Origin of the sequence: Roseococcus sp. YIM B11640, from assembly GCF_049727625.1 — a bacterium.
In the GTDB taxonomy this organism is placed as follows: Bacteria; Pseudomonadota; Alphaproteobacteria; order Acetobacterales; family Acetobacteraceae; genus Roseococcus.
This window is the reverse complement of the sequence record NZ_JBBJOZ010000007.1, coordinates 14,636-37,369: the sequence shown is the minus strand read 5'-3', so window position 1 is coordinate 37,369 and position 22,734 is coordinate 14,636. Positions and strand designations below refer to the sequence as shown.

General features: G+C 71.8%; 20 protein-coding genes. 11 read left to right on the top strand and 9 right to left on the bottom strand.

The genetic code is table 11. The features are described from left to right. Window positions 1-6: 6 nt before the first annotated feature. Both WJM96_RS21620 and WJM96_RS21615 read left to right on the top strand, forming a co-directional pair. On the top strand, window positions 7-255 hold the full coding sequence (locus WJM96_RS21620; protein WP_424814636.1) for a hypothetical protein: 249 nt from the start codon (window positions 7-9) through the stop codon (window positions 253-255). A gap of 16 nt (window positions 256-271) precedes the next feature. Beyond that, window positions 272-1,597 (top strand): tetratricopeptide repeat protein, encoded by a 1,326-nt coding sequence (locus WJM96_RS21615; protein ID WP_424814635.1) that lies wholly within the window; start codon window positions 272-274, stop codon window positions 1,595-1,597. A 46-nt stretch (window positions 1,598-1,643) separates the two neighbouring features. On the opposite strand, the gene WJM96_RS21610 is transcribed toward WJM96_RS21615, so the two are convergent. Both WJM96_RS21610 and WJM96_RS21605 read right to left on the bottom strand, forming a co-directional pair. Beyond that, on the bottom strand, window positions 1,644-2,282 hold the full coding sequence (locus WJM96_RS21610) for a DUF938 domain-containing protein (protein ID WP_424814634.1): 639 nt from the start codon (window positions 2,280-2,282) through the stop codon (window positions 1,644-1,646). Further along, window positions 2,279-3,292: an NAD(P)/FAD-dependent oxidoreductase gene (locus WJM96_RS21605; RefSeq protein ID WP_424814633.1), complete on the bottom strand. Its 1,014-nt coding sequence runs from the start codon at window positions 3,290-3,292 to the stop codon at window positions 2,279-2,281. The genes WJM96_RS21610 and WJM96_RS21605 overlap by 4 nt, the downstream gene beginning before the upstream one ends. A gap of 76 nt (window positions 3,293-3,368) precedes the next feature. On the opposite strand from WJM96_RS21605, the gene tsaE reads away from it, so the two are divergent. The 6 genes from tsaE to trxA are packed head-to-tail and all read left to right on the top strand — an operon-like array spanning window position 3,369 to window position 12,289. After that, window positions 3,369-3,806, top strand: coding sequence for a tRNA (adenosine(37)-N6)-threonylcarbamoyltransferase complex ATPase subunit type 1 TsaE (gene tsaE, locus WJM96_RS21600; RefSeq protein WP_424814632.1), 438 nt, complete (start codon window positions 3,369-3,371; stop codon window positions 3,804-3,806). Further along, complete coding sequence (locus tag WJM96_RS21595) at window positions 3,803-4,747, top strand: aminoglycoside phosphotransferase family protein (protein WP_424814631.1); 945 nt, start codon at window positions 3,803-3,805, stop codon at window positions 4,745-4,747. Before tsaE ends, WJM96_RS21595 begins: the two co-directional genes overlap by 4 nt. Before the next feature lie 8 nt (window positions 4,748-4,755). Beyond that, window positions 4,756-5,469, top strand: coding sequence for a nucleotidyltransferase family protein (locus tag WJM96_RS21590; RefSeq protein ID WP_424814630.1), 714 nt, complete (start codon window positions 4,756-4,758; stop codon window positions 5,467-5,469). Further along, complete coding sequence (gene addB / locus WJM96_RS21585; RefSeq protein WP_424814629.1) at window positions 5,466-8,477, top strand: double-strand break repair protein AddB; 3,012 nt, start codon at window positions 5,466-5,468, stop codon at window positions 8,475-8,477. Before WJM96_RS21590 ends, addB begins: the two co-directional genes overlap by 4 nt. Beyond that, complete coding sequence (addA, locus tag WJM96_RS21580; RefSeq protein WP_424814628.1) at window positions 8,474-11,908, top strand: double-strand break repair helicase AddA; 3,435 nt, start codon at window positions 8,474-8,476, stop codon at window positions 11,906-11,908. Before addB ends, addA begins: the two co-directional genes overlap by 4 nt. 51 nt (window positions 11,909-11,959) lie before the next feature. After that, window positions 11,960-12,289, top strand: coding sequence for a thioredoxin TrxA (trxA, locus tag WJM96_RS21575; protein ID WP_424814627.1), 330 nt, complete (start codon window positions 11,960-11,962; stop codon window positions 12,287-12,289). A gap of 140 nt (window positions 12,290-12,429) precedes the next feature. Here trxA and WJM96_RS21570 read toward each other — a convergent pair whose 3' ends face one another. The 4 genes from WJM96_RS21570 to WJM96_RS21555 all read right to left on the bottom strand — a co-directional run bounded on the left by WJM96_RS21570 (window position 12,430) and on the right by WJM96_RS21555 (window position 16,055). Then, a complete protein-coding gene (locus WJM96_RS21570) occupies window positions 12,430-12,903 on the bottom strand; it encodes a VOC family protein (protein WP_424814626.1) in 474 nt (157 codons plus the stop codon). A gap of 131 nt (window positions 12,904-13,034) precedes the next feature. Then, window positions 13,035-14,006: a Bug family tripartite tricarboxylate transporter substrate binding protein gene (locus WJM96_RS21565; RefSeq protein WP_424814625.1), complete on the bottom strand. Its 972-nt coding sequence runs from the start codon at window positions 14,004-14,006 to the stop codon at window positions 13,035-13,037. 52 nt (window positions 14,007-14,058) lie between these two features. Then, window positions 14,059-15,048, bottom strand: coding sequence for a Bug family tripartite tricarboxylate transporter substrate binding protein (locus WJM96_RS21560; RefSeq protein WP_424814624.1), 990 nt, complete (start codon window positions 15,046-15,048; stop codon window positions 14,059-14,061). Then, entirely contained in the window at window positions 15,048-16,055 is a 1,008-nt protein-coding gene (locus WJM96_RS21555; protein ID WP_424814623.1) for a Bug family tripartite tricarboxylate transporter substrate binding protein, read from the bottom strand. The genes WJM96_RS21560 and WJM96_RS21555 overlap by 1 nt, the downstream gene beginning before the upstream one ends. Before the next feature lie 176 nt (window positions 16,056-16,231). On the opposite strand from WJM96_RS21555, the gene WJM96_RS21550 reads away from it, so the two are divergent. After that, window positions 16,232-17,989, top strand: coding sequence for a glucan ABC transporter ATP-binding protein/ permease (locus WJM96_RS21550; protein ID WP_424814622.1), 1,758 nt, complete (start codon window positions 16,232-16,234; stop codon window positions 17,987-17,989). Window positions 17,990-18,083: 94 nt separating this feature from the next. Here the strand turns inward: WJM96_RS21550 and typA are convergent, their stop codons facing one another. Next, window positions 18,084-19,928: a translational GTPase TypA gene (gene typA, locus WJM96_RS21545; RefSeq protein WP_424814621.1), complete on the bottom strand. Its 1,845-nt coding sequence runs from the start codon at window positions 19,926-19,928 to the stop codon at window positions 18,084-18,086. Between the two features lie 266 nt (window positions 19,929-20,194). Between typA and WJM96_RS21540 the strand changes: the two genes are divergently transcribed. Continuing rightward, window positions 20,195-20,563, top strand: coding sequence for a hypothetical protein (locus WJM96_RS21540; protein WP_424814620.1), 369 nt, complete (start codon window positions 20,195-20,197; stop codon window positions 20,561-20,563). On the opposite strand, the gene WJM96_RS21535 is transcribed toward WJM96_RS21540, so the two are convergent. Both WJM96_RS21535 and WJM96_RS21530 read right to left on the bottom strand, forming a co-directional pair. Next, window positions 20,560-21,042 (bottom strand): hypothetical protein, encoded by a 483-nt coding sequence (locus tag WJM96_RS21535; protein WP_424814619.1) that lies wholly within the window; start codon window positions 21,040-21,042, stop codon window positions 20,560-20,562. The genes WJM96_RS21540 and WJM96_RS21535 overlap by 4 nt on opposite strands. Then, window positions 21,039-22,016 carry an adenosine kinase gene (locus tag WJM96_RS21530; protein WP_424814618.1) on the bottom strand — a complete coding sequence of 326 codons (978 nt, stop codon included), beginning with the start codon at window positions 22,014-22,016 and terminating at the stop codon, window positions 21,039-21,041. The genes WJM96_RS21535 and WJM96_RS21530 overlap by 4 nt, the downstream gene beginning before the upstream one ends. A gap of 155 nt (window positions 22,017-22,171) precedes the next feature. On the opposite strand from WJM96_RS21530, the gene WJM96_RS21525 reads away from it, so the two are divergent. After that, the gene (locus tag WJM96_RS21525; RefSeq protein WP_424814617.1) at window positions 22,172-22,726 is read left to right on the top strand and encodes a polymer-forming cytoskeletal protein; all 555 of its coding nucleotides are present in this window, start codon (window positions 22,172-22,174) and stop codon (window positions 22,724-22,726) included. Window positions 22,727-22,734: the final 8 nt, after the last annotated feature.

Sequence of the window (22,734 nt, the reverse complement as noted above, 5' to 3'; positions counted from 1 at the left end):
CGCGAGATGGAGACGCACCTCATGCCGGCCGCCCCTGCCCAGGATCCGCCCCTCGCCCTGCCCGCCGCCGGGCGGTTCTTCCACCTGCTCAGCCAGGGCTGGCTCGGCGCCCGCGCCCTGTTCCTCCATCTGCGGGCGCGCGAGCAGACACGACGCTTGATGGCCGGGATGGACGAGCACATTCTCGACGACATGGGCCTGAGGGCCGCCGAGAATCGCGACGCGATCCGCGCCACCACCATCCTGCGGCAGTAACCCTGAGGATCCGCCCATGACCACCGCAGACATCCACGGGCAGCCGCTTTCCGGCGCCTCGTCCGACACCGCCGAGGGATGGAACGCCCTCCTGGCCGAAACGGTCCTCTATGCGGGCGATCCGCTGGGCGGCTCCGACCGCCTCATCGAGGCGCGGCCGGACTTCGTCATGCCGCATCTGCTGAAGGCCTGGATGCTGCTGCTCTCCACCGAGCCGCAGGCGCTGCCCCCGGCGCGCGAGGCGCTGGACGCCGTGCGCGCCCTGCCGCGCACCGCCCGCGAGGAAGGCCACCTCGCCGCCCTCACGCAGCTCGCCGAGGGGCGCTGGTGGGAAGCCTCGCGCATCATGGAGGATGTCAGCATCGACCATCCGCGCGACCTGCTGGCCCTGCTCGGCGGCCACCAGATCGACTTCTTCACCGGGCATTCCCGCATGCTGCGCGACCGCCTGCTCCGGGCCATGCCGGCCTGGGATGCCGCGCGCCCCGGCTACCACGCCATGCAGGGCATGCTGGCCTTCGGGCTGGAGGAGACGGGCGACTACGCCCCCGCCGAGCGCGCCGGCCGCCAGGCCATCGAGCTCGAGCGCCGCGACGGATGGGCGCGCCACGCCGTGGCCCATGTGCTGGAGATGCAGGGCCGCGAGGCGGAGGGCATCTCCTGGCTGCGCGGCGATGTCGCGAGCTGGTCGGAGGGCAGCTTCCTCGCCGTGCACAACTGGTGGCACCTCGCGCTCTATCACCTGGAGCGCGGCGAGATCGCGGAGGTTCAGTCCCTGCTGGACGGCCCCATCCTCGGCGCCGATCCGCCCATCATGCTCGAGCTGCTGGACATGGCCGCGATGCTCTGGCGCCTGCAGCTGCGGGGCGTGGAGCTGGAGCGGCACTGGGCCCGCCTGGCGGACCGGTTCGACGCCATCTGGCAGCCCGGCCATTACGGCTTCAACGACCTGCACGCGCTGATGGCCTATCTCGGCGCCGGGCGGACGGATCGCGTGCACGCCGCGCTGGATGGCGCCGGCGAGGCCGCGCGCGGCACGGGCGACAATGCCCGCGCGACGCGCGAGGTCGCGCTGCCGCTGATGCTGGGTTTCCGCGCCTTTTCCGAGGGCAGCTACGACGCCGCCATCCGCGCGCTCCGCATGGTGCGCAGCCGGGCGGCGATGTTCGGCGGCAGCCACGCGCAGCGCGACGTCATTGACCTCACGCTGCTCGAGGCCGCGCTGCGCGGCGGTCAGAGGGGGCTCGCCCAGGCCCTGGCGGCGGAGCGGCTGGCGGCCAAGCCGCAGAGCCCCTTCGCGCAGCTGGTGACGCGGCGCGCAGCGGAGAGCGTTCCGGCCTAGCGTCTGATCCGCTTCGGCGGAAACGCCGAGGCGGTGAAGCAGCCGTTCAGAGGCTGCGCCGGAAGACGAGCGTCAGGTTGTTGGCCGGCATCTCCGCCACGCGGTCCAGCACGAAGCCCTGGGCCGCGCCGGCCACATCCTCCAGCGCCCGCAGCCCCCAGGCCGGATTGCGCGCGCGCAGGCTGGCGTCGAAGTCGAGATTGCCCGGCGCCGTCGCCACGCCCGCGCGGATATAGGGCCCGTAGAGAACCAGAGGCGCACCCCGCGGCAGGATCGCCGCCGCGCCACGCAGCAGGCCGAGCGTCGCGCCCCACGGCGCGATGTGGATCATGTTCACGCAGAGCAGCGCATCGGCCCGCTCCACGGGCCAGGGCCAGGCCGCGGCATCGAGCGCCAGGGCGGGGCGTATGTTGGCCAGCCCCGTTTCGCTCGCCCAGGCATCGATGCTGGCGCGCGCTCCCTCGTCGGGGTCACTCGGCTGCCAGGTGAGGTCCGGCAGCGCGGCCGCGAAATGCACCGCATGCTCGCCGGAACCGGAGGCCACTTCGAGCACGGTCCCGGCGCCCGGCAGCACGCCGCGCAGCACCTCCAGCAGCGGCTCGCGGTTTCGGGCGGCGGCGGGCGCGTAGCGGCGCGCATCCGCGCCAGCCTCGCCGAACTGGGCGTTGCGCTCCTCGGGGTTCACTCGGCGGGAACGCCCTTGCTCGTCGAATACTCGAAATGCAGCGCCTCGCCGGGGAAGACGCGCGGGTGAATGGCGTGCGCGGCCATCGCGGCCTCGGAGAAGCCCTGCAGGATGAGCTTCAGCTTGCCCGGATAGGTCGCCATGTCGCCGATGGCGTGGATGCCGGGGATGTTGGTCATGCAGGTCGCGGGATCGACCTTGATGTGGCTGTGGTCGAGGCCGAGCCCCCATTCCGCGATGGGGCCGAGCTCCATGGACAGGCCGAAGAAGGCCAGCAGGTGGTCGGCCTCCACGCGCTTCTCCTCGCCCTTCAGCGTGGCCAGGATCACGGCGTCGAGCTTGCCGCCGTCGCCCGAAAGCCCGTGAAGCTGATAGGGGATGGCCACCTCGATCTCGCCGCGCTGGGCGGCGGCCTCGAGCTGCGCCGCCGTCTCGGGCGAGGCGCGGAACTTCGGCCGGCGGTGCACCACGGTGACCTTCGCGATGTCCTTCAGGCTCAGCGCCCAGTCCACCGCCGAATCGCCCCCGCCCGCGATGACGACGCGCTTGCCGCGGAACTCCTCGCGCTTCGTGACCATGTAGCGCACGCCGCCCGAGGCCTCGTAGCCCGGCAGGCCCTCCAGCGGCGGGCGATTGGGGCCGAAGGCGCCCGCACCGGCGGCGATGATCACGGCCTTGGCCTGGACCTGGCGCCCCGCGCTCGTCTCCAGCAGGAAGCCGGCCTCGTTGGGCGCCAGCTTCTCGACGCGCTGGTTGAGCAGGAATTGCGGCGCGAAGGGTTCGGCCTGCTTGGCGAGCTGCTCGATCAGCGCCGCGCCCGCGATCTGCGGATGGGCGGGGATGTCGTAGATCGGCTTCTCGGGGTAGAGCGCGCCGCACTGGCCGCCAATCTCCTCGAGCGTGTCGATGACGACGCTCTTCATCTTCAGCATGCCGCACTCGAAGACGGCGAAGAGGCCACAGGGCCCCGCGCCGATGATGGCCACGTCGGTCTGGATGATCTCGCTCATGGTCCTCGCATGCCTCCCTTTGATCCCCTCGTCCAGCCTTTGCGCGCGCGCGCTCCGGGCGGCAAGATGGGGGGGCATGCAGATGATTCTCGCCGACCTGGCCGCGACGGAAGCCCTGGCCGCCCGCCTGGCCGGGCTGGCCCGGCCGGGCGACGCCATCCTGCTGGAAGGGCCGCTGGGGGCGGGGAAATCCGCCCTGGCCAGGGCCTTCCTGCGCTTCGCGGCGGGCGACCCGGCGCTGGAGGTGCCGAGCCCGACCTTCACCCTCGTTCAATCCTACGATCTTCCCGGCGGCATCATGGCGCATCACTACGACCTCTACCGGCTGGAAGGCCCCGGCGGCCTGGCCGAGCTCGGCTGGGACGAGGCACGGGAAGGGATCGTGCTGGTGGAATGGCCGGACCGGCTGGGCAAGCTGGCCCCCCGGGGCGCGCTGCGCGTCACCCTGGCCCCGGGCGACAGCGAGGATGCCCGCGAGGCGCTGATCGAGGGTTGGGAGGGCCGCCTGGCATGAGCGCGCGCTTTCTCGACGTCCACGGCTTCGGCGCGGCCCGGCACGAGGCGCTGCCCGCGGATGCCTCCAAGCGCTACACGCGCCTGACCGGCGGCCCGCGCCGTGCGCTGCTGATGCAGACGCCGGACGATGAGTACCTCGCGGCCTTCCTCCGCGTGGCGCGCCACCTGGAGGCGATCGGCGTGCCGGCCCCCGCCGTGATCGGCGTGGAAGAGGCCGAGAACCTGGCCCTGGTCGAGGATCTCGGCACCGCCAGCATGGCTGAGGCGCTGGATGCCGGCGCGGATCCGCTGCCCCTGTATCTCGATGCCGCGCGCAGCATGGCGCGCCTGCACGCCGCCCCGCCGCCCGAGGGCCTGCCGGCCTGGGACGCCGAGGCGCAGTCGCGCACGGCGGCGGCGACCTTCCTGGACTGGTGGTGGCCCGCGGTCTTCGGCGCGCCGCCCTCCGACGCGGTGCGGGCGGAGCTGGACGGTGCGATCCGGGACATGCTGGCGCCCTTCGCGGGCCAGGGCATCGTCCACCGGGACTTCTTCCCCGCGAACCTGATCCCGACGCCGCGCGGCATGGCCGTGATCGACTTCCAGGATGCGGCGGTGGGCCAGTCGCTCTACGACCTCGTCTCGCTCGTGGAGGATGCGCGGCGCGATGTGGCGCCCGCGCTGCGCGAGGCGGTGGTGCGCGAATACCTCGCCGCGCGCGGCACCGTGGAGCGCGCGGCGCTGGACGCCGCGATGGCGGCGCATGGCGCGCAGCGGCACCTGCGCGTCGCGGCGCTCTGGGTGCGGCTCGACCGGCGCGACGGCAAGCCGCACTACCTCGCGCACGGGCCGCGTTGCTGGGCGCTGCTGGCGCGCGCGCTCGAGCACCCCGCGACGGCGCCGCTGCGCGAGTTCCTGGACCGGCACGTGCCGCAGAACCTGCGGGCCAATCCGAAGTGAAGCGGGCGATGGTTCTGGCGGCGGGGCTCGGCACCCGCATGCGGCCGCTGACGGTGGATACCGCCAAGCCCCTGCTGCCCCTGCTCGGCCGCTCGCTGCTGGACCATGCGCTGGACCGGCTCGCGGAGGCGGGCGTGGAGGAAGCGGTGGTCAACGCGCATTGGTGCGCGCCCAAGGTCGCGGCCGCGCTGGCGGCGCGCGAGGGCACGCCGCCCCGCCTGCGCCTGCAGCTGGAGCCGGACCTGCTGGAAACCGGCGGCGGCCTGCGCCTCGCCCTCCCGCGCCTGGGCGATGAGCCCTTTGCCGTGGTGAATGGCGATGCCTTCTGGCTCGACGGCCCGCGCCCCGCGCTCTCCCTGCTCGCCGAGCATTTCGACCCCGCGCGCATGGACGCGCTGCTGCTGCTGATCCGCACCACGCAGGTGGAGGGCGAGGTGGGGCGCGGGGACTTCTTCCTCGATGGCGAAAGCCGGCTGCGCCGCCCCCAGGGGGCGGAGATCGCGCCCTTCCTCTTCGGCGGCGTGCAGGTCATGTCGCCCGCGCTGATGGCGCCGGAGCCGCAGGGCCGCTTCAGCCTCAACCGCTGCTTCGACCGCGCCATCGAGGCTGGGCGCCTCTACGGCCTGGTGCATGACGGCGAGTGGTTCCACATCTCCACCCCGCCCGATCTTGCCCGCACCGAGCGGCGGTTGCGCGACGGGCGGGGCACCGGCTGGCTGTGAAGCTCTTCGCCATCGCCGCCGGACAGGAATTCCTGCCGGCGCTGGCACGGGGCGCCCTGGCGCGCCTGGGCGCGGGAGAGCGGCTGGCGGCGGCGACCATCCTGCTGCCCACGCGCCGCGCCGCCCGCGCGCTGCAGGCTGCCTTCCTGCGCGAGGTGGAGGCGCCCGCCCTGCTGCTGCCGCGCATGCGCGCGCTGGCCGGGCTTTCCGTGGAGGACGCGGACGAGCTCGCGCTGCCCGAACTGCTGCGGCTGCCGCCCGCCGTGGACCCGCTGCGCCGCCAGGCGGTGCTCGCCGGCTTCGCCATGCGCTGGCCCCGCGCCCATGGCGGCCCCCGCACCGCCGAGCACGCCTGGGCGCTGGGCGCCGAGCTCGGCAAGCTGCTGGACGAGATCGCGCTGGAGGAAGCGGAGCCCCTGCCGGAGGACCCCGCCCTCCTCGGCCATCTCTGGCTCGAGCGGCTGGATGCGCTGGCGCCGGACGCGCTGGCCGACCACTGGAAGATCACCACGCTCTTCCTGCGCGGCGCCGTGGAGGCCTGGCAGGACTGGCTCTCGGAGCAGGGGCTGCTCGACATCGGCGTGCGCCGCGTGCTGGCGCTGCGCGCGCAGCGCGAGGCCTGGGAGCGCGAGCCGCCGGAGCATGCGGTGATCGCGGCCGGCATCGGCCTCGGCGGCACCATCCCTGCCGCCGCCGACCTGCTGCGCATCATCGCGACGCGCCTGCCCGAAGGTGCGGTCGTCCTCCCCGGCGAGGACGAGGCGACCGCGCGGCTCGGCGAGGACGCGCTGGACGAGGCGCCCACCCATCCCTTCGCGGGCCAGCGCGCCATGCTGCGCCGCATGGGCGCGCGGGCCGGCGATGCGCGGCCCTGGACCGAGGCCGCGCCATCCGGTCGCGCCGGCCTGCTCGGCACCGCGCTGCTGCCGGCCGGCGCGCTGGAAGCCTGGCAGGACCGCGCCCCCGCGCGCTGGGAAGCCGCGCTTCACGGTGTCACGCGCATCGAGGGCACGAGCAGCCAGCACGAGGCGGCGGCCATCGCGCTCTCGCTGCGCGGCGCGTTGGAGACGCCAGGCATCCGCGCCGCGCTGGTGACGCCGGACCGCGACCTCGCCCGCCGCGTCGCGGCCGAGCTGCCGCGCCACGGCATCCTGGCCGACGACAGCGCGGGCCAGCCACTCTCCGACACGCCGCCGGGCGCCTTCCTGCGCCTCATCGCGCATCTCGCGGCGGGCGAATGCGGGCCGGTGCCGCTGCTCTCCGTCCTCAAGCACCCGCTCTGCGCGGCAGGTTGGGAGCGCGGCGAACTGCTGGCCGCGACGCAGCTGATGGAGGCGCGGCTGCTGCGCGGCCCGGCCCCGGGCACCGGCATCGCGGGCATCCGCGCCGAGCTCGCCAAGGCGCGCCTGCGCGACGAGGACGCACCGCGCATCGCCTCGCTGCTCGACGCGCTGGAAGCCGCGCTTGGCCCCTTCCAGGCGCTGCCCGGCACCGTGCTGCGCCCGCCCGCCGACCTGCTGGCCGAGCATCTGGCGGCCGCGGAGGCGCTGGCCTCCACCCCCGCGCTGCCCGGCGGCATCCGCCTCTACGCCCAGGCCGAGGGCGAGGCGCTCGCACGGCACCTGGCGGACCTCGCGCCCGCCATGGCCGCCATGCCGCCCATCCCGCCCGAGCAATGGCCCACGCTCTTCGAGGCCGCGCTGGCGCAGGGCACCACGCGCGCCCCGCGCATCTCGCGCGGCAGGCCGGATTCCGCGCATCCGCAGGTCGAGATCCTGGGCCTGCTGGAGGCGCGCCTGCTCGGCTTCGACCACGTCGTGCTCGGCGCGCTGGACGAGACCATCTGGCCCCAGGCCGCCGATCCCGGCCCCTGGATGAGCCGCCCCATGCGGCGCGAATTCGGGCTGCCCTCGCCCGAGCTTCGCATCGGCCGCGTCTCGGCGGATTTCCTGCTGGCGGCGACGACCTCGCGCCAGGTCGTGCTCTCGCGCGCCAGCCGGCGCGGCGGCAGCCCGAGCGTGCCGGCGCGCTGGCTCACGCGGCTCGACACCTTCCTCGCCGGACAGCGGCGCGGGCTTTCCGTGCCCGCCGATCCCTGCGCCGCCTGGGGACCGCTGCTCGACCTCGCGCCGAACCCGCGCCCCTGCCCGCCGCCCGCGCCGCGCCCGCCGCGCGAGGCGCGCCCGCACCGGCTGACGCTGAGCGACGTCGCCATGCTCATCGCCGATCCCTACGGCTTCTACGCGCGGCGCATCCTGAACCTCTCGGCGCTCGACCCGCTGGAACAGGAGCCGGGCGCGGCCGATTACGGCAACCTGATCCACCGCGCGATCCATCTCTTCCTCGCCGCGCTGCCCACGCCGTTTCCGGGCGAGGAGGAAGCCGCGCGCGTCTGGGACATCGCCGCCGCCCGCGCGCTGGAGGAAGCCGCGCTCCGCCCCGCCGTCGAGGCGCTGTGGCGCACGCGCCTCGCGCGCGTGGGAGGATTCGTGCAGGCGATGGAGGCGCAGCGCAGGCCGCTGATCGCGCGGACGCTCTCCGAGCTCGCCGCGAAATGGGAGGTGCGGCGCCCCGGCGGCAGCGTGACGCTGGAGGCGCGCGCCGACCGCATCGACTGCCTTGCGGATGGCTCGCTCCGGATCCTCGACTACAAATCAGGCACCGTGCCGTCGAAGGAGGAGGTGCGTGCCGGCACCGCGCCGCAGCTGCCGCTCGAGGCCCTGCTGGCCGAGCGCGGCGCCTTTCGCGAGCTGCCCGCCGCCCCCGTCTCCATCCTGGAATACTGGCGCCTCACCGGCGCGCTGGAGCCGGGCGACGTGAAGCCCATCGACGCGGATGTCGCCGCCGCCATCGCCGCGGCCGAGGATGCGCTGAACCGCCTGACCGACGGCTTCCTGCTGGGCACGCGCGCCTTCCCCGCCAACCCGCATCCCGGCCGCCGCGCCGCGATCGACTACCGCCACCTCGCCCGCTTCGCGGAATGGTCGGCGGGGGGAGATGGCGAATGAGTGCCGCGCGGGACAAGGCTGAACACGACCAGGGGCTCGCCTCCGATCCGGCAGCCTCGGCCTTCGTCACGGCCTCGGCGGGCTCGGGCAAGACCAAGCTGCTGACGGACCGCCTGCTGCGCCTCATCCTCGGCGGCGCGGCGCCGGAGCGGCTGCTCTGCCTCACCTTCACCAAGGCCGCCGCCGCCGAGATGGCGACGCGCCTCAACCGCCGCCTCGGCGACTGGGCCATCGCCACGCCGGATGCCCTGGAGCGCGACTTGCATCGCCTGCTCGGCACCGCGCCGGGCGCGAAACAGGTCGAGCGCGCGCGCGCCGCTTTCGCCCGCGTGCTAGAGCTGCCCGGCGGCATGCGCATCGCGACGCTGCATGGCTTCGCGCAGAGCCTGCTGCGCGGCTTCCCGCTGGAAGCGGATCTCTCGCCCGGCTTCACCGTGCTGGAGGACATGGACGCCGCCTCCGAGCTCGCCTCCGCGCGCGAGGCCGTGCTGCCCGGCCACCAGCAATTGCCGCTGCTCGCGACCTACGCCACCAGCCAGCGGCTGGGCGATCTGACGCAGGAGCTGCGGCAGGCGGAAGCGCGGCTGCGCGAGGCCATGGCCGATGCGGGCGGGCCCATGCCGCTGCTGCTGCGCATCCGCCGCCGCCTGGGCCTCGGCGAGACGGACGATGCCGAGGCGATCGCGCATGCCATGGCGCATCCGCCGGACGAGTCCGCGCTCGCCCGCGCCGCGACGCTGCTGCTCGCCAGCCGCAACGCGAACGACCAGCAGCGCGGAGAGGCCATGCGCGGCTTCCTCGCGCGGCAAGGCACCGCGCGTGTCGCGGCGCGCCTCGATTGGTGCGCGATCTTCCTGACGGAGAAACGCGAGGTGCGGAAGCGCTTCGCCACCAAGGATGCGGGCGCGGGCCAGGCCGAGATCCAGGCCATTCTCACCGCCGAGGGCGAGCGCCTGTGCGCGGCCGAGGCCAGCCAGAACGCCCTCAACCTCTTCGAGGCGACACAGGCGGCCATCCTGCTCGGCCTGCCGGTGCTGGAGCGGTTCCGCGCCGCCAAGGAGCGCATCGGGCGCCTCGACTATGACGACCTGATCCAGGCCGCCGGCCGCCTGCTGCGCGACCCGGGCGCGGCCTGGGTGCTCTACAAGCTCGATGGCGGGCTGGAGCACGTGCTGCTCGACGAGGCGCAGGACAGCAACCCCGCGCAATGGGGCATCGCCCGCGCGCTCACCGCGGAATTCTTCACCGGCGAGGGCACGGCCACGGGCCGAACCATCTTCGCCGTGGGCGACGTGAAGCAATCCATCTACGGCTTCCAGGGCGCGGACGCGGGCGGGCTCCCGCGCGCCTCCGCCGAGTTCGAAGCCACCGTGAAGCGCGCGGATCAGAAGTTCCGCCCCGTCACGCTGGACGTGTCCTTCCGCTCAGCGCCGCCCGTGCTCGCGCTGGTGGATGAAGTCTTCGCCGAGGGCGCGGCACGCGCGGGCGTGGTGACGGGCGACGTGCCGCTCAAGCACCTCGCCGACCGGCAAGGCGCCGGCGGCCTCGTCGAGCTCTGGCCGCTGCAATCCGCCGACGAAAGCGAGGCGCCGCCGGAATGGGACGCACCCGAAGAACTGCTGTCGGAATCCGGCCCCGATGCGCGCCTCGCCCTCGCTCTCGCCGCGCGCATCGACCACATGATCCGCCACGAGCGCCTGCCCGCGCGCCATGACGGCGACCCGGCGCAGGGCCGCCCCATACGGCCAGGCGACATCCTGATCCTCGTGCGGCGGCGCAACGCCTTCCTCGCGCAGCTCGTCCGCGCGCTGAAGGACCGCAACATCCCCGTCGGCGGCGTGGACCGCATGGTGCTGGTGGAGCAGCTGGCGGTGCAGGACGTCCTCGCCACGCTCGATGCCATCCTGCTGCCGCGCGACGACCTGCAGCTCGCCGCCGCGCTGAAATCGCCGATCTTCGGGCTGGACGAGGAGGCGCTCTTCGCCCTCGCCCATGGCCGCCCCGGCACGCTGCACGCCCGCCTGATGGCCGAGCGCGGGGCCGAGACGCCTATCGGCCGGGCGGCCGGCCTGCTGGCCGAGCTGACGGCCCGCGCCGACCACCTGCCGCCGCACGCGCTGATCGCGGAGATGCTGGGCGAGCGCGGCGGGCGCGCCCGCCTGCTGGCACGCCTCGGCCCCGATGCGGCGGACCCGCTGGACGAGCTGCTGAACGCCGCGCTGGCGCATGAGGCGGCGCATCCCGCCTCGCTCCAGGGCTTCCTGCACTGGCTGCGGCGCTCGGCCGCCGAGATCAAGCGCGAGCCGGACACGGGCGCGGACCTCGTGCGCGTCATGACGGTGCATGGCGCCAAGGGCCTCCAGGCGCCCATCGTCATCCTGCCCGACACCACCGGGGCGCCCCCCCGCGCGCAGGGCCTGCGCTGGACGGATGACGGCCTGCCGCTCTGGGCTCCCCGCAAGGAGGGCTTCGAGACGGCCGAGCTTCTGGCCGCCGAGCAGGCCCGCGCCGGCCGCGAGGCGGAGGAGGGCAACCGCCTGCTCTACGTGGCCCTGACCCGCGCCGAGGACCGGCTGCTGGTCTGCGGCTGGCACCGCAGCCGCAAGCCGGCCGCCGATTGCTGGTACCACAAGATCGAATCCGGCTTCCGCCGCCTGGTCCCGCTGGAGGAGCGCCCCTTCGAGCCCGCCGGCTGGGGCGCCGATTCCGCCGGCTTCGCGAACGGCCCGCTGCTGCGCCACGAATCCCCGCAATCCGACCCGCGCCGCGACGATTCCCGCCCCGCCGATGCCGAGGCACCGCCGCTTCCCGCCTGGGCGCGCATTCCCGCCCGCCTCTTCGAGGGGCCGCGCGTCGCCACGCCCTCCCACATGGAGGACGAGGTGCCGGACCTCGCCGCCGCCGCGCCCCATGCGCCGGGGGACCCGCTGGGCCGCCGCTTCCGGCGCGGCAACCTGATCCATGCGCTGCTGCAATCCCTGCCCGACCTGCCGGGGGAGATGCGCGAGCCCGCCGGCCGCGCCTTCCTGGCCCGCCCGGGCCAGGGGCTGGATGCCGCCCAGCAGGAGGAGATCCTCGCCGAGGCGCTGGCGGTCATGGCCGATGCCGCCATCGCCCCCGCCTTCGGCCCCGGCAGCCTGGCCGAAGCGCCCCTGGCGGGACGCATCGGCGAGCGCCTGATCCTGGGCCAGGCGGACCGGCTGGTGGTCTCGCCGGACCGCATCCTGGTGCTGGACTTCAAGACCAACCGCCCTCCGCCCCGGCTGGCGGAAGCGGCTCCGGCGGCCTATCTGCGCCAGATGGCGGCCTACCGGGCCGTGCTGCGCGCCGCCTATCCGGGCCGGGCCGTGGATTGCGCGCTGGTCTGGACCTATGGACCGCGTGTGATGCCCTTGCCGCCCGATCTCCTGGATCGGCACGCGCCCGCTTGACCAAGCGGGGGAGCGACACGACCTTTCCCCTCACCAGAATTCGAGGATCCCATGAGCGAACTGACCAAGGCCGTGAGCGACGACAGCTTCAAGCAGGATGTGCTGGAGGCGAAGGGCGCCGTTCTGGTGGATTTCTGGGCCGAATGGTGCGGCCCCTGCCGCATGGTCGCGCCGATCCTGGATGAGATCGCCCAGGAGTATCAGGGCAAGCTGACCGTCGCGAAGGTCAACATCGACGACAACCCGATGACGCCGAACAACTATTCGGTGCGCGGCATCCCGACGATGATCCTGTTCCAGGACGGCAAGCCGGTCGACACCAAGGTCGGCGCCATGCCGCGCGGCCAGATGAAGGACTGGATCGCTTCGAAGATCGCATAGCGATCTTCGATTTTCTTTCGCCCCAGGCGCCGCCGGCTCGCCCGGCGGCATTTGGCTTATAGGCGGCGCCGGACGCTCTGCGGCCGCGCGATCCTGGAAAGCGGTTGACTTTCTGGGACGATCTTCCTAGAAATCCGGGATCACGCGGCGTTGGTCGGCTTCTTGGCGGCCAGCTCGTCCATCATCGCGTCGTATCGCCGCTGCATCTCCTCCGGCGAGACCTTCTCGAACTCCTTGCTCAGCATCCAGATGTAGCCGAACGGGTCCGTGAAGCTGGCCTGGCGGTGGCCGTAGAATTCGTCCGTGGGCGGGCGGATCACCGTGGCCCCGGCCTCGACCGCGCGCTCCAGCGCCGCGTCCACGTCCGGCACCATCAGATGCAGGCGGATGGGCGGCATGCCCTGGGGGCCGAGGGCGCCCATCTCCGGAAACTCGCTGGAGAGCATGAACAGCGCGCCGTGGATGGTCATCTCCGCATGCCCGATGCGGTCGGAGCCTTTCTCGCGGAGGCGATACAGCTCCTCGGCGCCGAGGCCCTTGCGGTAGAATTCGAGCGCCCCCTCCGCGTCCTTCACGACGAGATAGGGAGAGAGCGTGAGATAGCTGTCGGCCATGGGATTCCTCCGGGCGTTGTTCCCGGAGGCTAAACCCAGGCGCCGGGGCCGGGTTGGGATTTTGTCCGAAACCGGCGCACGTCGCGGAACGGTAAGATAGTAAGATGGTAAGATAGTATAGTAAGGCGGCGTTACTCCAGCCGGATGCCGGCAGCCCGCACGACGCCGCCCCACTTCTCGTTCTCGGCCGCGATGAAGCGGTCGAAATCGGCGCCGCCGAGCTGCGAGGGCATGGCGCCGAGCTCGCGGAACTTCGCGATGGTCGCGGGCTCACGGCAGATCTCCTGCACCGCGGCCGTCAGCCGGTCGATGGCTGGGCGCGGGGTGCGGGCCTGAGCCTGGAGGCCGAACCAGGCCACCGCCTCGAAATTCTCGACGCCGCTCTCGGCGACAGTCGGAACCTCCGGCATGGCGAACCAGCGCTCCTTGCTCGTCATCGCCAGGATCCGCAGGCGGCCTTCGCGGAGGTGCGGGATATAGGCGGGCAGGTTGTCGAAGGTGAGCTGGATGCGCCCGGCCAGCAGGTCGGGGATCAGCGCGCCCGTGCCGCGGTAGGGGACGTGCCCCATGTCGGTGCCGGTGCGGTTCTTGAAGTACTCGCCGCAGATATGGCCCGAGGTGCCGTTGCCCGGCGTGCCGTAGTTCAGCCCGCCCGGGTCGCGCTTCGCGAGGTCGATGAGCTCGCGGATGCTGGTGGCGCGGACATCCGGGTTCACGATCACGGCATTGGTGACCAGCGAGGCCAGCGCGATGGCGGTCAGGTCCTTCACCGGGTCGAAGGGCAGGCGCGGGTAGAGGAACTGGTTGATGCTGGCGGTGCCGATCGTGCACATCAGCAGCGTATGGCCATCGGCATCGCCCTTGGCGACCACCTCGACACCCACATTGCCGCCGGCGCCGGGCCGGTTCTCCACCACGCAGGGCTGGCCCAGCATCTGGCCCAGGCGCTCGGCGATGATGCGCGCCATGACGTCCGTCGCCCCGCCGGCCGCGAAGGGAACGATGAGGCGCATGGAGCGCGTCGGAGCCCAACCGCCTTGCGCGAGGGCGGCCGCGGGCAGGGCCAGCGTGGGGAAGGCCAGGGCGGAACGGCGCGTGATCATGGGCGGGCTCTCCAGACGTTGGGCGCCTGATAGCGCCAGCCGGAACCCGGCGCTAGGTCACGGAAAGCTGGGCCTTGCGGACAACCTCGCCCCATTTGCGGATCTCGGCGGCCACGAAGGCCTCGAAGGCCGCAGGGGTGGTTCCGCCCTCGGGCGTCAGGTTGGGCCCATCGGCGCCGAACTCCGCCAGGCGCGCGCGAAAGCCGGGATCCCGCGTGATGGCGTCGATCTCCGCCCCCAGCCGGTCGATGGCCGGGCGCGGCACGCGGGCGGAGGTCTGCACGCCGAACCAGGCCGTGGCCTCGAAGCCCGGGATGCTGTCGCCGATCACCGGCACGTCGGGCACGACGGCGGCGCGGCGCGCGCTGCTCATGCCCAGCGCGCGGATGCGGTTCTCGCGAATGAAGGGCAGCGCGGAGGGGATGTTGTCCATGCCGCAATCCACCCGCTCGGCCATCAGCTCGGTCAGCATGGGGCCCGAACCGCGGAAGGGGACGTGGACGAGGCGGATGCCGGTGATCTGGCTCAGCAGCTCCATGCAGACATGCGGGCTGCTGCCGATGCCGGCGGTGCCGTAGGTGATCTCGCCCTGGCGGCCGCGCGCGAAATCCAGGAACTGGGCCATGTTCATGACCGGCATGCGGTTCGCGACCATGAGCACGTTGGGCATGCGGGTCACGAGGCCGACCGCCGCCATCTCCTCCGGCCGCCAGGGCATGCGCGCGCCATAGACGCCGTAGTTCATGGCGCCCGTGCCGATGGAGGTGAAGAGCAGCGTCCCGCCATCCGGCTCGGCTCGGACCACGCTCTCGCCCGCGATGTTGCCGCCGGCGCCGGGCCGGTTCTCGACAATGACCGGCTGGGCCAGCTTCGGCGACAGCCGCTCCGCCACCATGCGGCCGACGAGATCCGTCGTGCCGCCCGGGGGGAAGGGAATGACGAGCTTGAGGGGCCGCGTGGGCGCCCAGGGCTGGGCCTGGGCCAGCGCCGGCGCGGCCAGCCCCGCCAAGAGTACGGTACGGCGGGAGGTGCGCGGGCTCATCACTCCACCGTCGCGCCGGAGCGCCGAACCGCCTCGGTCCATTTCGCGATCTCGTTGCGGATGAAGGTGTCGAAGCTCTCGGGCGAGCTGCCGCCATCGGGCTCGAGATCGGCGCGCATGCCGCCGAGATCGTCGAACTTCGCCCAGTGCGCGGGCTCCTTGAGAATGGCCTCGATCTCGCGGTTGATGCGCACGATCGCGGCGCGCGGCATGCGCGCGGGGCCGACCACGCCGAACCAGGCGGTGGCCTCGACATCGGGCAACCCCGCCTCGGCCGTGGTGGGCACGTTGGGCATCTGCGCACTGCGCGTCTTGGTCGTGACGGCGAGCGGCCGCAGGCGGCCTTCCCGCAGGTGGTTGATGACGCTGGGCAGGTTGTCGACGCCCACCTCGATGCGGCCGGCGATCATCTCCTGCAGCATGGGGCCGGCGCCGCGGAACGGCACGTGGGTGAGGTCGATGCCGGCCGCGAGCTTCAGCAGCTCACCCGTCATGTGCAGCGAGGTGCCGACGCCGCTGCTGCCGATGTTGAGCTTGCCGGGATTGGCCTTGGCCAGCGCCACCAGCTCGGCCAGCGTATTGGCTCGGACATTGGGATTCACGAAGATCGCGTTGGGCACGCGCGTCACGAGGCTGATGCCCACGAGATCCTCGGGCTTGTAGGGCATGCGCGCGGCATAGAGTCCGTAGTTGATGGCGCCGGAGCTGATGGTCTGCATCAGCAGCGTGTGCCCGTCGGGATCCGCCTTCGCGACGACGTCCGCGCCCACATTGCCGCCCGCGCCCGGCCGGTTCTCGATCACCACCTGCTGACCGAGACGTTGCGAAAGCGGCTCGACCAAGAGGCGCGCCGCGATATCCGTGGTACCCGCCGGCGTGAAGCCGACCACGAGGCGGACCGGGCGCGTGGGTGACCACGTGCCCTGGGCGCGCGCCGCGCTTCCGAGGAAGGGCGCAGCCAGGCCCGCGGACAGGATGGTGCGGCGCGAAGGGCGCGGAAGCTGCATCGGGGACGTCTCCAATTTGTATCTTTGTCATGGAGACTGGACTTTCGTATCGCATGGTTCAAGCCTCCGCCTCGCTGCAACCATGCGCCGCTTCGCGTGGTTCATTGCCGGGGGAACGGACTAAGCTCTGAGCAAGGGGGCGATTCGCCGTGCCCTCAGACCAGCATGAGGGCCCGATGGAGTTTCTGCGTCTCTACGTCCGAGTGCTGGCGCTGCTGCGTGCCGACAAGTGGGTGGCCCTCGGCCTCACCGCCGCGGCCGTGGCGCTGGCGGGGTTGCAATTCCTCGAGCCCGTTCTCTTCGGGCGCGTCATCGACCTTCTGAGCAAGACGGACATCCTCCCGCCCGACGTGGTGTGGAGCGAGGCGTATGTGCTGCTGGCCGTCTGGGCGACGGTGGGCCTTTCCGCCATCGGGGCGAATGTCGCCGTCTCGCTCCTCGCGGACCGCATGGCGCACCGCAACCGGCTGCTCATGATGTCGCGCTACTTCCAGCACGTGCTGGCGCTGCCGCTGGAGTTCCACGGCGACGTGCAGTCCGGCCGGCTGATGAAGGTGATGCTCGTCGGCTCCGACAACCTCTTCGGCCTCTGGCTCTCCTTCTTCCGGGAGCATCTGATCACGGCGATCAGCGCGCTCGTGCTGCTGCCGCTGACCATGATCCTGAACTGGCGGCTGGGGCTCTTGCTGATCGGCCTGGTCGTCGTCTTCACCTGCCTGACCGCCTTCGTCATCCGCAAGACGCAGACGGCGCAGCAGAAGGTGGAGGAGTTCCACACGCAGCTCGCGGGCTCGGCTCAGGATGCGCTTTCGAACGTGGTGGTGGTGCAGTCCTTCACGCGCCTCAACAGCGAGGCGAAGATGTTCGGCGACATCATGCGCCAGGTGCTGGACCACCAGTTCCCGGTGCTGAACTGGTGGGCGGTCGTGAACGTGCTGACGCGCGCCTCCAGCACCCTGACCGTCATCACCATCTTCATGCTCGGCACGCTGCTGCACATGCGCGGCCAGGCGACGGTGGGCGAGATCGTGAGCTTCATGGGCTTCGCCACGCTGCTGGTGGCGCGGATGGAAGGCGCCGTGGCCTTCGTCTCCCACATGCTGTTCCAGGCCCCCTCGCTGACGCAGTACTTCAAGGTGATGGACACCGTCAGCACGGTGCCCGAGCGCGCGGATGCGCGGGATATCGGCCGGGCCACGGGCGAGGTGCGCTTCGAGGGCGTGGGCTTCTCCTACCCCAACAGCGGCCGCATCCTGAGCGGCATCGACTTCGTCGCGCATCCCGGCCAGACGGTCGCGCTGGTCGGCGCCACCGGCGCGGGCAAGACGACCTCGATGCAACTGCTGCAGCGTCTCTGGGACCCGACGGAGGGGCGCATCACGCTGGACGGGACGGACCTGCGCGACATCACGCTGGAGAGCCTGCGCCGCAACATCGGCGTGGTGTTCCAGGAGAGCATGCTCTTCAACCGCTCGATCCGCGACAACCTCCTCGTCGGCCGCGCCAGCGCGACGCAGGAGGAGATCGAGCGCGCCTGCCGGATGGCCGAGGCGCACGACTTCATCATGCGCCAGCCCCATGGCTACGACACGATGGTGGGCGAGCGCGGCACCACGCTCTCGGGCGGGCAGCGGCAGCGCCTTTCCATCGCGCGCGCGCTGCTGAAGGATCCGCCGGTGCTGATCCTCGACGAGGCGACGAGCGCCCTGGACGCGGCGACGGAAGCGAAGGTGGCCAAGGCGCTGCGCGCGCTGATGTCGGGCCGCACCACCTTCATCATCGCGCACCGGCTTTCCACGGTGCGCGATGCGGATGAGATCCTGGTCTTCGACCAGGGCCGCGTCGCGGAACGCGGCAGCTTCCAGGATCTGATCGCCCTCAACGGGCGCTTCGCGGAACTGGTGCGGACGCAGCTGACCGGGACCGCGTCCTAGCATCACAAGGAACGGCACGAAGGCCAGGCGGCGGATGCGGCCGCCCGGCGTCTCAGGCCATAAAAAAAGCGGCCCTTTCGGGCCGCTTTTTCAATCAGGCCGCCTCGCCCTTCACGGGCAGGCCCTCGGCCTTGCGGCTCATGCGCTTGCGCTCGTGCGGATCGAGGTAGCGCTTGCGGATGCGGACCACCGACGGCGTCACCTCCACCAGCTCGTCATCCTCGATATAGGCGATCGCCTGCTCAAGGCTCATGCGCCGGGGCGGGATCAGCAGCAGCGCATCATCCTTGCCGGCGGCGCGGATGTTGGTGAGCTTCTTCTCCTTGACCGGGTTCACCTCGAGGTCGTCGCCGCGCGAGTTCTCGCCGATGATCAGGCCCTCATAGACCTTGGCACCCGGGTCGACGAAGAGGTGGCCGCGCTCCTGCAGGGCGAAGAGCGCGTACTGCGTCGTCTCTCCATCCACGTTGGAGATCAGCGAGCCATTGCGGCGGCCCTCGATCGGGCCCGCATAGGGCTCGTAGCCGTGGAACAGGCGGTTCATGATGCCCGTGCCGCGCGTGTCGGTCAGGAACTCCGAGTGGTAGCCGATGAGGCCGCGCGAGGGCATCAGGAAGGTGATGCGCGTCTTGCCGCCGCCCGAAGGCCGCATGTCCTGCATCTGCGCCTTGCGCAGCGACAGCTTCTCGACGACCACGCCCGTATAGGCCTCGTCCACGTCGACGAGAACCTCCTCGAACGGCTCCTCGCGGACGCCGGTCTCGGCATTCTCGCGCATCAGCACGCGCGGGCGGCCGATGGTGAGCTCGAAGCTCTCGCGGCGCATCGTCTCGATGAGCACGCCGAGCTGGAGCTCGCCGCGGCCGGCCACCTCGAACGCGTCCGTCTCCTCGCTCTCGCGGATGCGGATGGCGACGTTGCCCTCGGCCTCGCGCATCAGGCGGTCGCGGATCTGGCGCGACGTGACCTTCTTGCCCTCGCGGCCGCCGAGCGGGCCGTCATTGACGCGGAAGGTCATGGCCAGCGTCGGCGGATCGACCGGGATCGCTGGGAGCGGCGCGGCCTGCTCGGGGGCGCAGATGGTGTCGGGGATGGTCGTGTCGGAGAGGCCGGCGATGGCGATGATGTCGCCCGCCTGCGCCTCGTCCACCGGCACGCGCTCCAGGCCCTTGAAGGTCAGCAGCTTGGTGAGGCGGCCGGTCTCGACCGTCGTGCCGTCGGAGCGCAGCACCTTCACCGGCATGTTGAGCTTGGCGGTGCCCTGCTCGATGCGGCCCGTGAGGATGCGGCCCAGGAAGTTGTCGTATTCGAGGATCGACGCGTTCATCGCGAAGGGCGCGTCGAGATCGACCGTCGGCTCCGGCACGTGGCGGACGATGAGGTCGAACATCGCGTCCAGGTTCTGGCGCGGGCCGTCCATGCTGTCGTCGGCCCAGCCCTGGCGGCCCGAGGCGAAGAGCATGGGGAAGTCGAGCTGCTCGTCCGTCGCGTCCAGCGCGGCGAAGAGGTCGAACACCTCGTCATGCACCTCGTGCGGGCGGGCGTCCTGGCGGTCCACCTTGTTCACGACGACGATAGGGCGGATGCCGCGGGCCAGCGCCTTGCCGAGCACGAACTTGGTCTGCGGCAGAACGCCCTCGGCCGCGTCGACCAGGAGGATCGCGCCGTCCACCATCGAGAGGATGCGCTCCACCTCGCCACCGAAATCGGCGTGGCCCGGGGTGTCGACGATATTCAGCTTGACGCCGTTCCAGTCGACCGCCGTGCACTTGGCGAGGATGGTGATGCCGCGCTCGCGCTCCAGGTCGTTGCGGTCCATGGCCCGCTCGGCGACCTGCTGGTTTTCCCGGAAGGTGCCGGACTGCTTGAGGAGCTGGTCGACGAGCGTGGTTTTGCCGTGGTCGACGTGCGCGATGATCGCGAGGTTACGCATGGGCATGGGGTTGCTTCCGGGCGTGGTTGTGGCCCGCGCGATAGGCGCCCGGGCGGCGTTGATTTCTGCGATGTCGGTCTGTTGCGGCGCACACATAAGCGCCCGGCGGCGAAATTGCCAGCGAAGAAGCGGCCCTGGCCATGCGAGGGTCACATGAGGGTGTCCCGGACGCGCGCCGGAGTTTCCCATCTTTGAGACAAATGCGACAAATTAAGTCATTGCCGGGAGGCCGGGTCGCAGGCATATCGGCCTCGGCTGCGGGGAAAAACTCCATGCGGGTGCGTGTGCTAGCGATGATGATGGCCGTGCTGTGCGGTTCCGCCGCCGCGCAGCCGCGCTCGCCCTCTTCCCCATCGCGGCAGGCTGCCTGCATCGGGCCGGAGAAGCTCGCCGTCCAGGCCGCTCAGACCCGTCCGGGCTCCGGCGGCACGTGGAACTACACCGCCCGGATCGCTAACTATTCGATGCAGCCCATCCGGTTCGACCTGCGCTTCGTGATGCACAACGCCCAGCCGAACCGGGACATCTTCTCGACCCAGTCGCTCGGCGGCCGCACCTATCGGGAATATGTGCTGGCCAACGGGCTGTCGGTCTCGGATGCCACGCGGATCATCGAGGGCATCCGCCTCACCTGCCGCTAGTCGGGCCGGCCGTTCCGCCGGCGGGCGGGGCGGTTCATCGCCGCCAGCGCTGCCTCTATCTCGCGTTGCGCGCCCGGCCGGTCATTCCGGAGCAGCGCCGCGCGGGCCGTCGAGATGTGGCCCACCGGACCGCCGCGGACCGGCTCGCCCGCCCGCGCGGGGGCGGTATCACGGGTCAGCAGGCGGGATTCGGCCCGCTCCAGGAACTCGTTCGCCTGGCCCGCCCGGCCGGCTCGCAGTGCCGTCAGCGCAGCCTGAAGCTGGCTCGCGGCATCGTCCAGCGAGGCGGCGTCCGCATCGGCCTGGTCGCGCCGCTGGCCGGTCAGGCCGGTCGGCTGGTCCGGATTGGCCTGCTGGCGCTGGAGCTCGCGGATGGAATCCATTTGCGCCAGCTGCGGAGTGCTGGCGCCGCGCTCACCGGGCAGGGCCCAGGCGCTGGCAGGAAGGCCGGCAAGGCCCAGGATGAACAAACGCCTCATGCCACGAGCTCCTTCAGGTCGGCCAGCGGCCGCGCGCCATAATGGCTGATCACCTCGGCGGCCGCGACGCTTCCCCAGCGCCCGGCCTCCGCCAGGGGAAGGCCCTTCGCCCAGGCGGCCAGGAAGCCAGCCGCATAGGCATCCCCGGCGCCGGTCGTGTCCACCACCTGAGCCGGCTGGGCCGCAACGGCATGCCGCTTCCCGCCCGAGAGGATGATGGAGCCCTTCTCGCTGCGCGTCAGGGCCGCGATCTCGACATCGGCGGCGGCCATGGCTGCGGCCTTCTCGAAGTCGTCCGTCTCGTAGAGCGCCAGGATCTCGGCTTCGTTGGCGAAGAGAATATCGGCCTCCTCCGCCACGAAGGCGCGGAAGGCCTCGCGATGGCGGCCGACGCAGAAGGGGTCGGAGAGCGTGATCGCCACCTTGCGGCCGGCCGCGTGGGCCGCCTGGGCGGCGGCGCGGAAGGCGGCCTGCGCCGCCGGCGGGTCGAAGAGGTAGCCCTCCAGGTAGACCACCTTGGCGCGCGCGACCTCGGCGGCGTCCACGTCTCTCTCCGAGAAGGTTACGCAGGCGCCGAGGAAGGTGTTCATGGTCCGCTGCCCATCGGGCGTGACCAGGATGAGGCACCGCGCCGTGGGCGCGCCGCCCGCGAGGCGCTCGGTCGGGAAATGCACGCCGGTCGCCTTGATGTCGTGGGCGAAGACGTCGCCCAGCTGGTCGGTCGCGACCTTCCCCAGGAAACCGACCTTGGCGCCGAGGGCCGCGGCCACGGCGCAGGTATTCGCCGCCGACCCGCCGGAGCTCTCCACGCCCGAGGGCATGGCGGCGTAGAGAGCCTCGGCCTGGGCCGTGTCGATCAGCTGCATGCCGCCCTTGGCCAGGCTCCGGGCGGCCAGGAAAGCGTCGTCCGTGGGGGCCAGGACGTCCACGATCGCATTACCGATACCGAGGATGTCGAGCGTCGGAAGGGTCATGCTTCTGCGAGTCCTATCGGCTGGAATGGATGAGCGGTTACGCGTAATCGCCTGAATTGCAAAGCTCTACCCGAATCATTTCATCGCGGCGTTGCCGAGGGAAGACGCCTCGTTATAAACCGGGTGGAACGCCTGGAATTTGAAGGATTGCCAGCATGTCTATCTTCGGCCGCAAGAAGGACGACGGATCGGAAGCCACGGGCACGTCAGAGTCGGTGAGCGTGCCGGCCTCCCGCGACGCCGAGCTGACCATGCCGACCTACCGCGCCCCGGCGGCGAACAGCGCGCCGATGGGCGTGCCGCCGAAGCCCGGCGCCGCCCCGGCTCGCCCCGGCGTGCCGGCTGCCGCCCCGGCCCGCCCGGTCCGCCCCGAGCCGCAGGGCGAGCGTCGCACGCTCATCGTCGGCCGCGGCATCAGCCTCCAGGGCACCGTCTCCGACGCCGAGCGCCTGGTGGTCGAGGGCACGGTCGAGAGCCAGATGATCCAGGCCGCCGAGCTTTCCGTGACGCAGACCGGCGTCTTCCGCGGCGAGGTCCAGGTCGAGGACGCCGAGATCGGCGGCCTTTTCGACGGCACGCTGACGGCGCGCGGCAACCTCATCATCCGCTCCACCGGCAAGGTGAAGGGGATGGCGCGCTACAAGAAGCTCTCGGTCGAAGAGGGTGGCCAGATCGTCGGCAGCATGGAAATGCTGCAGGGCGAAGGCTGAGGCCGGCC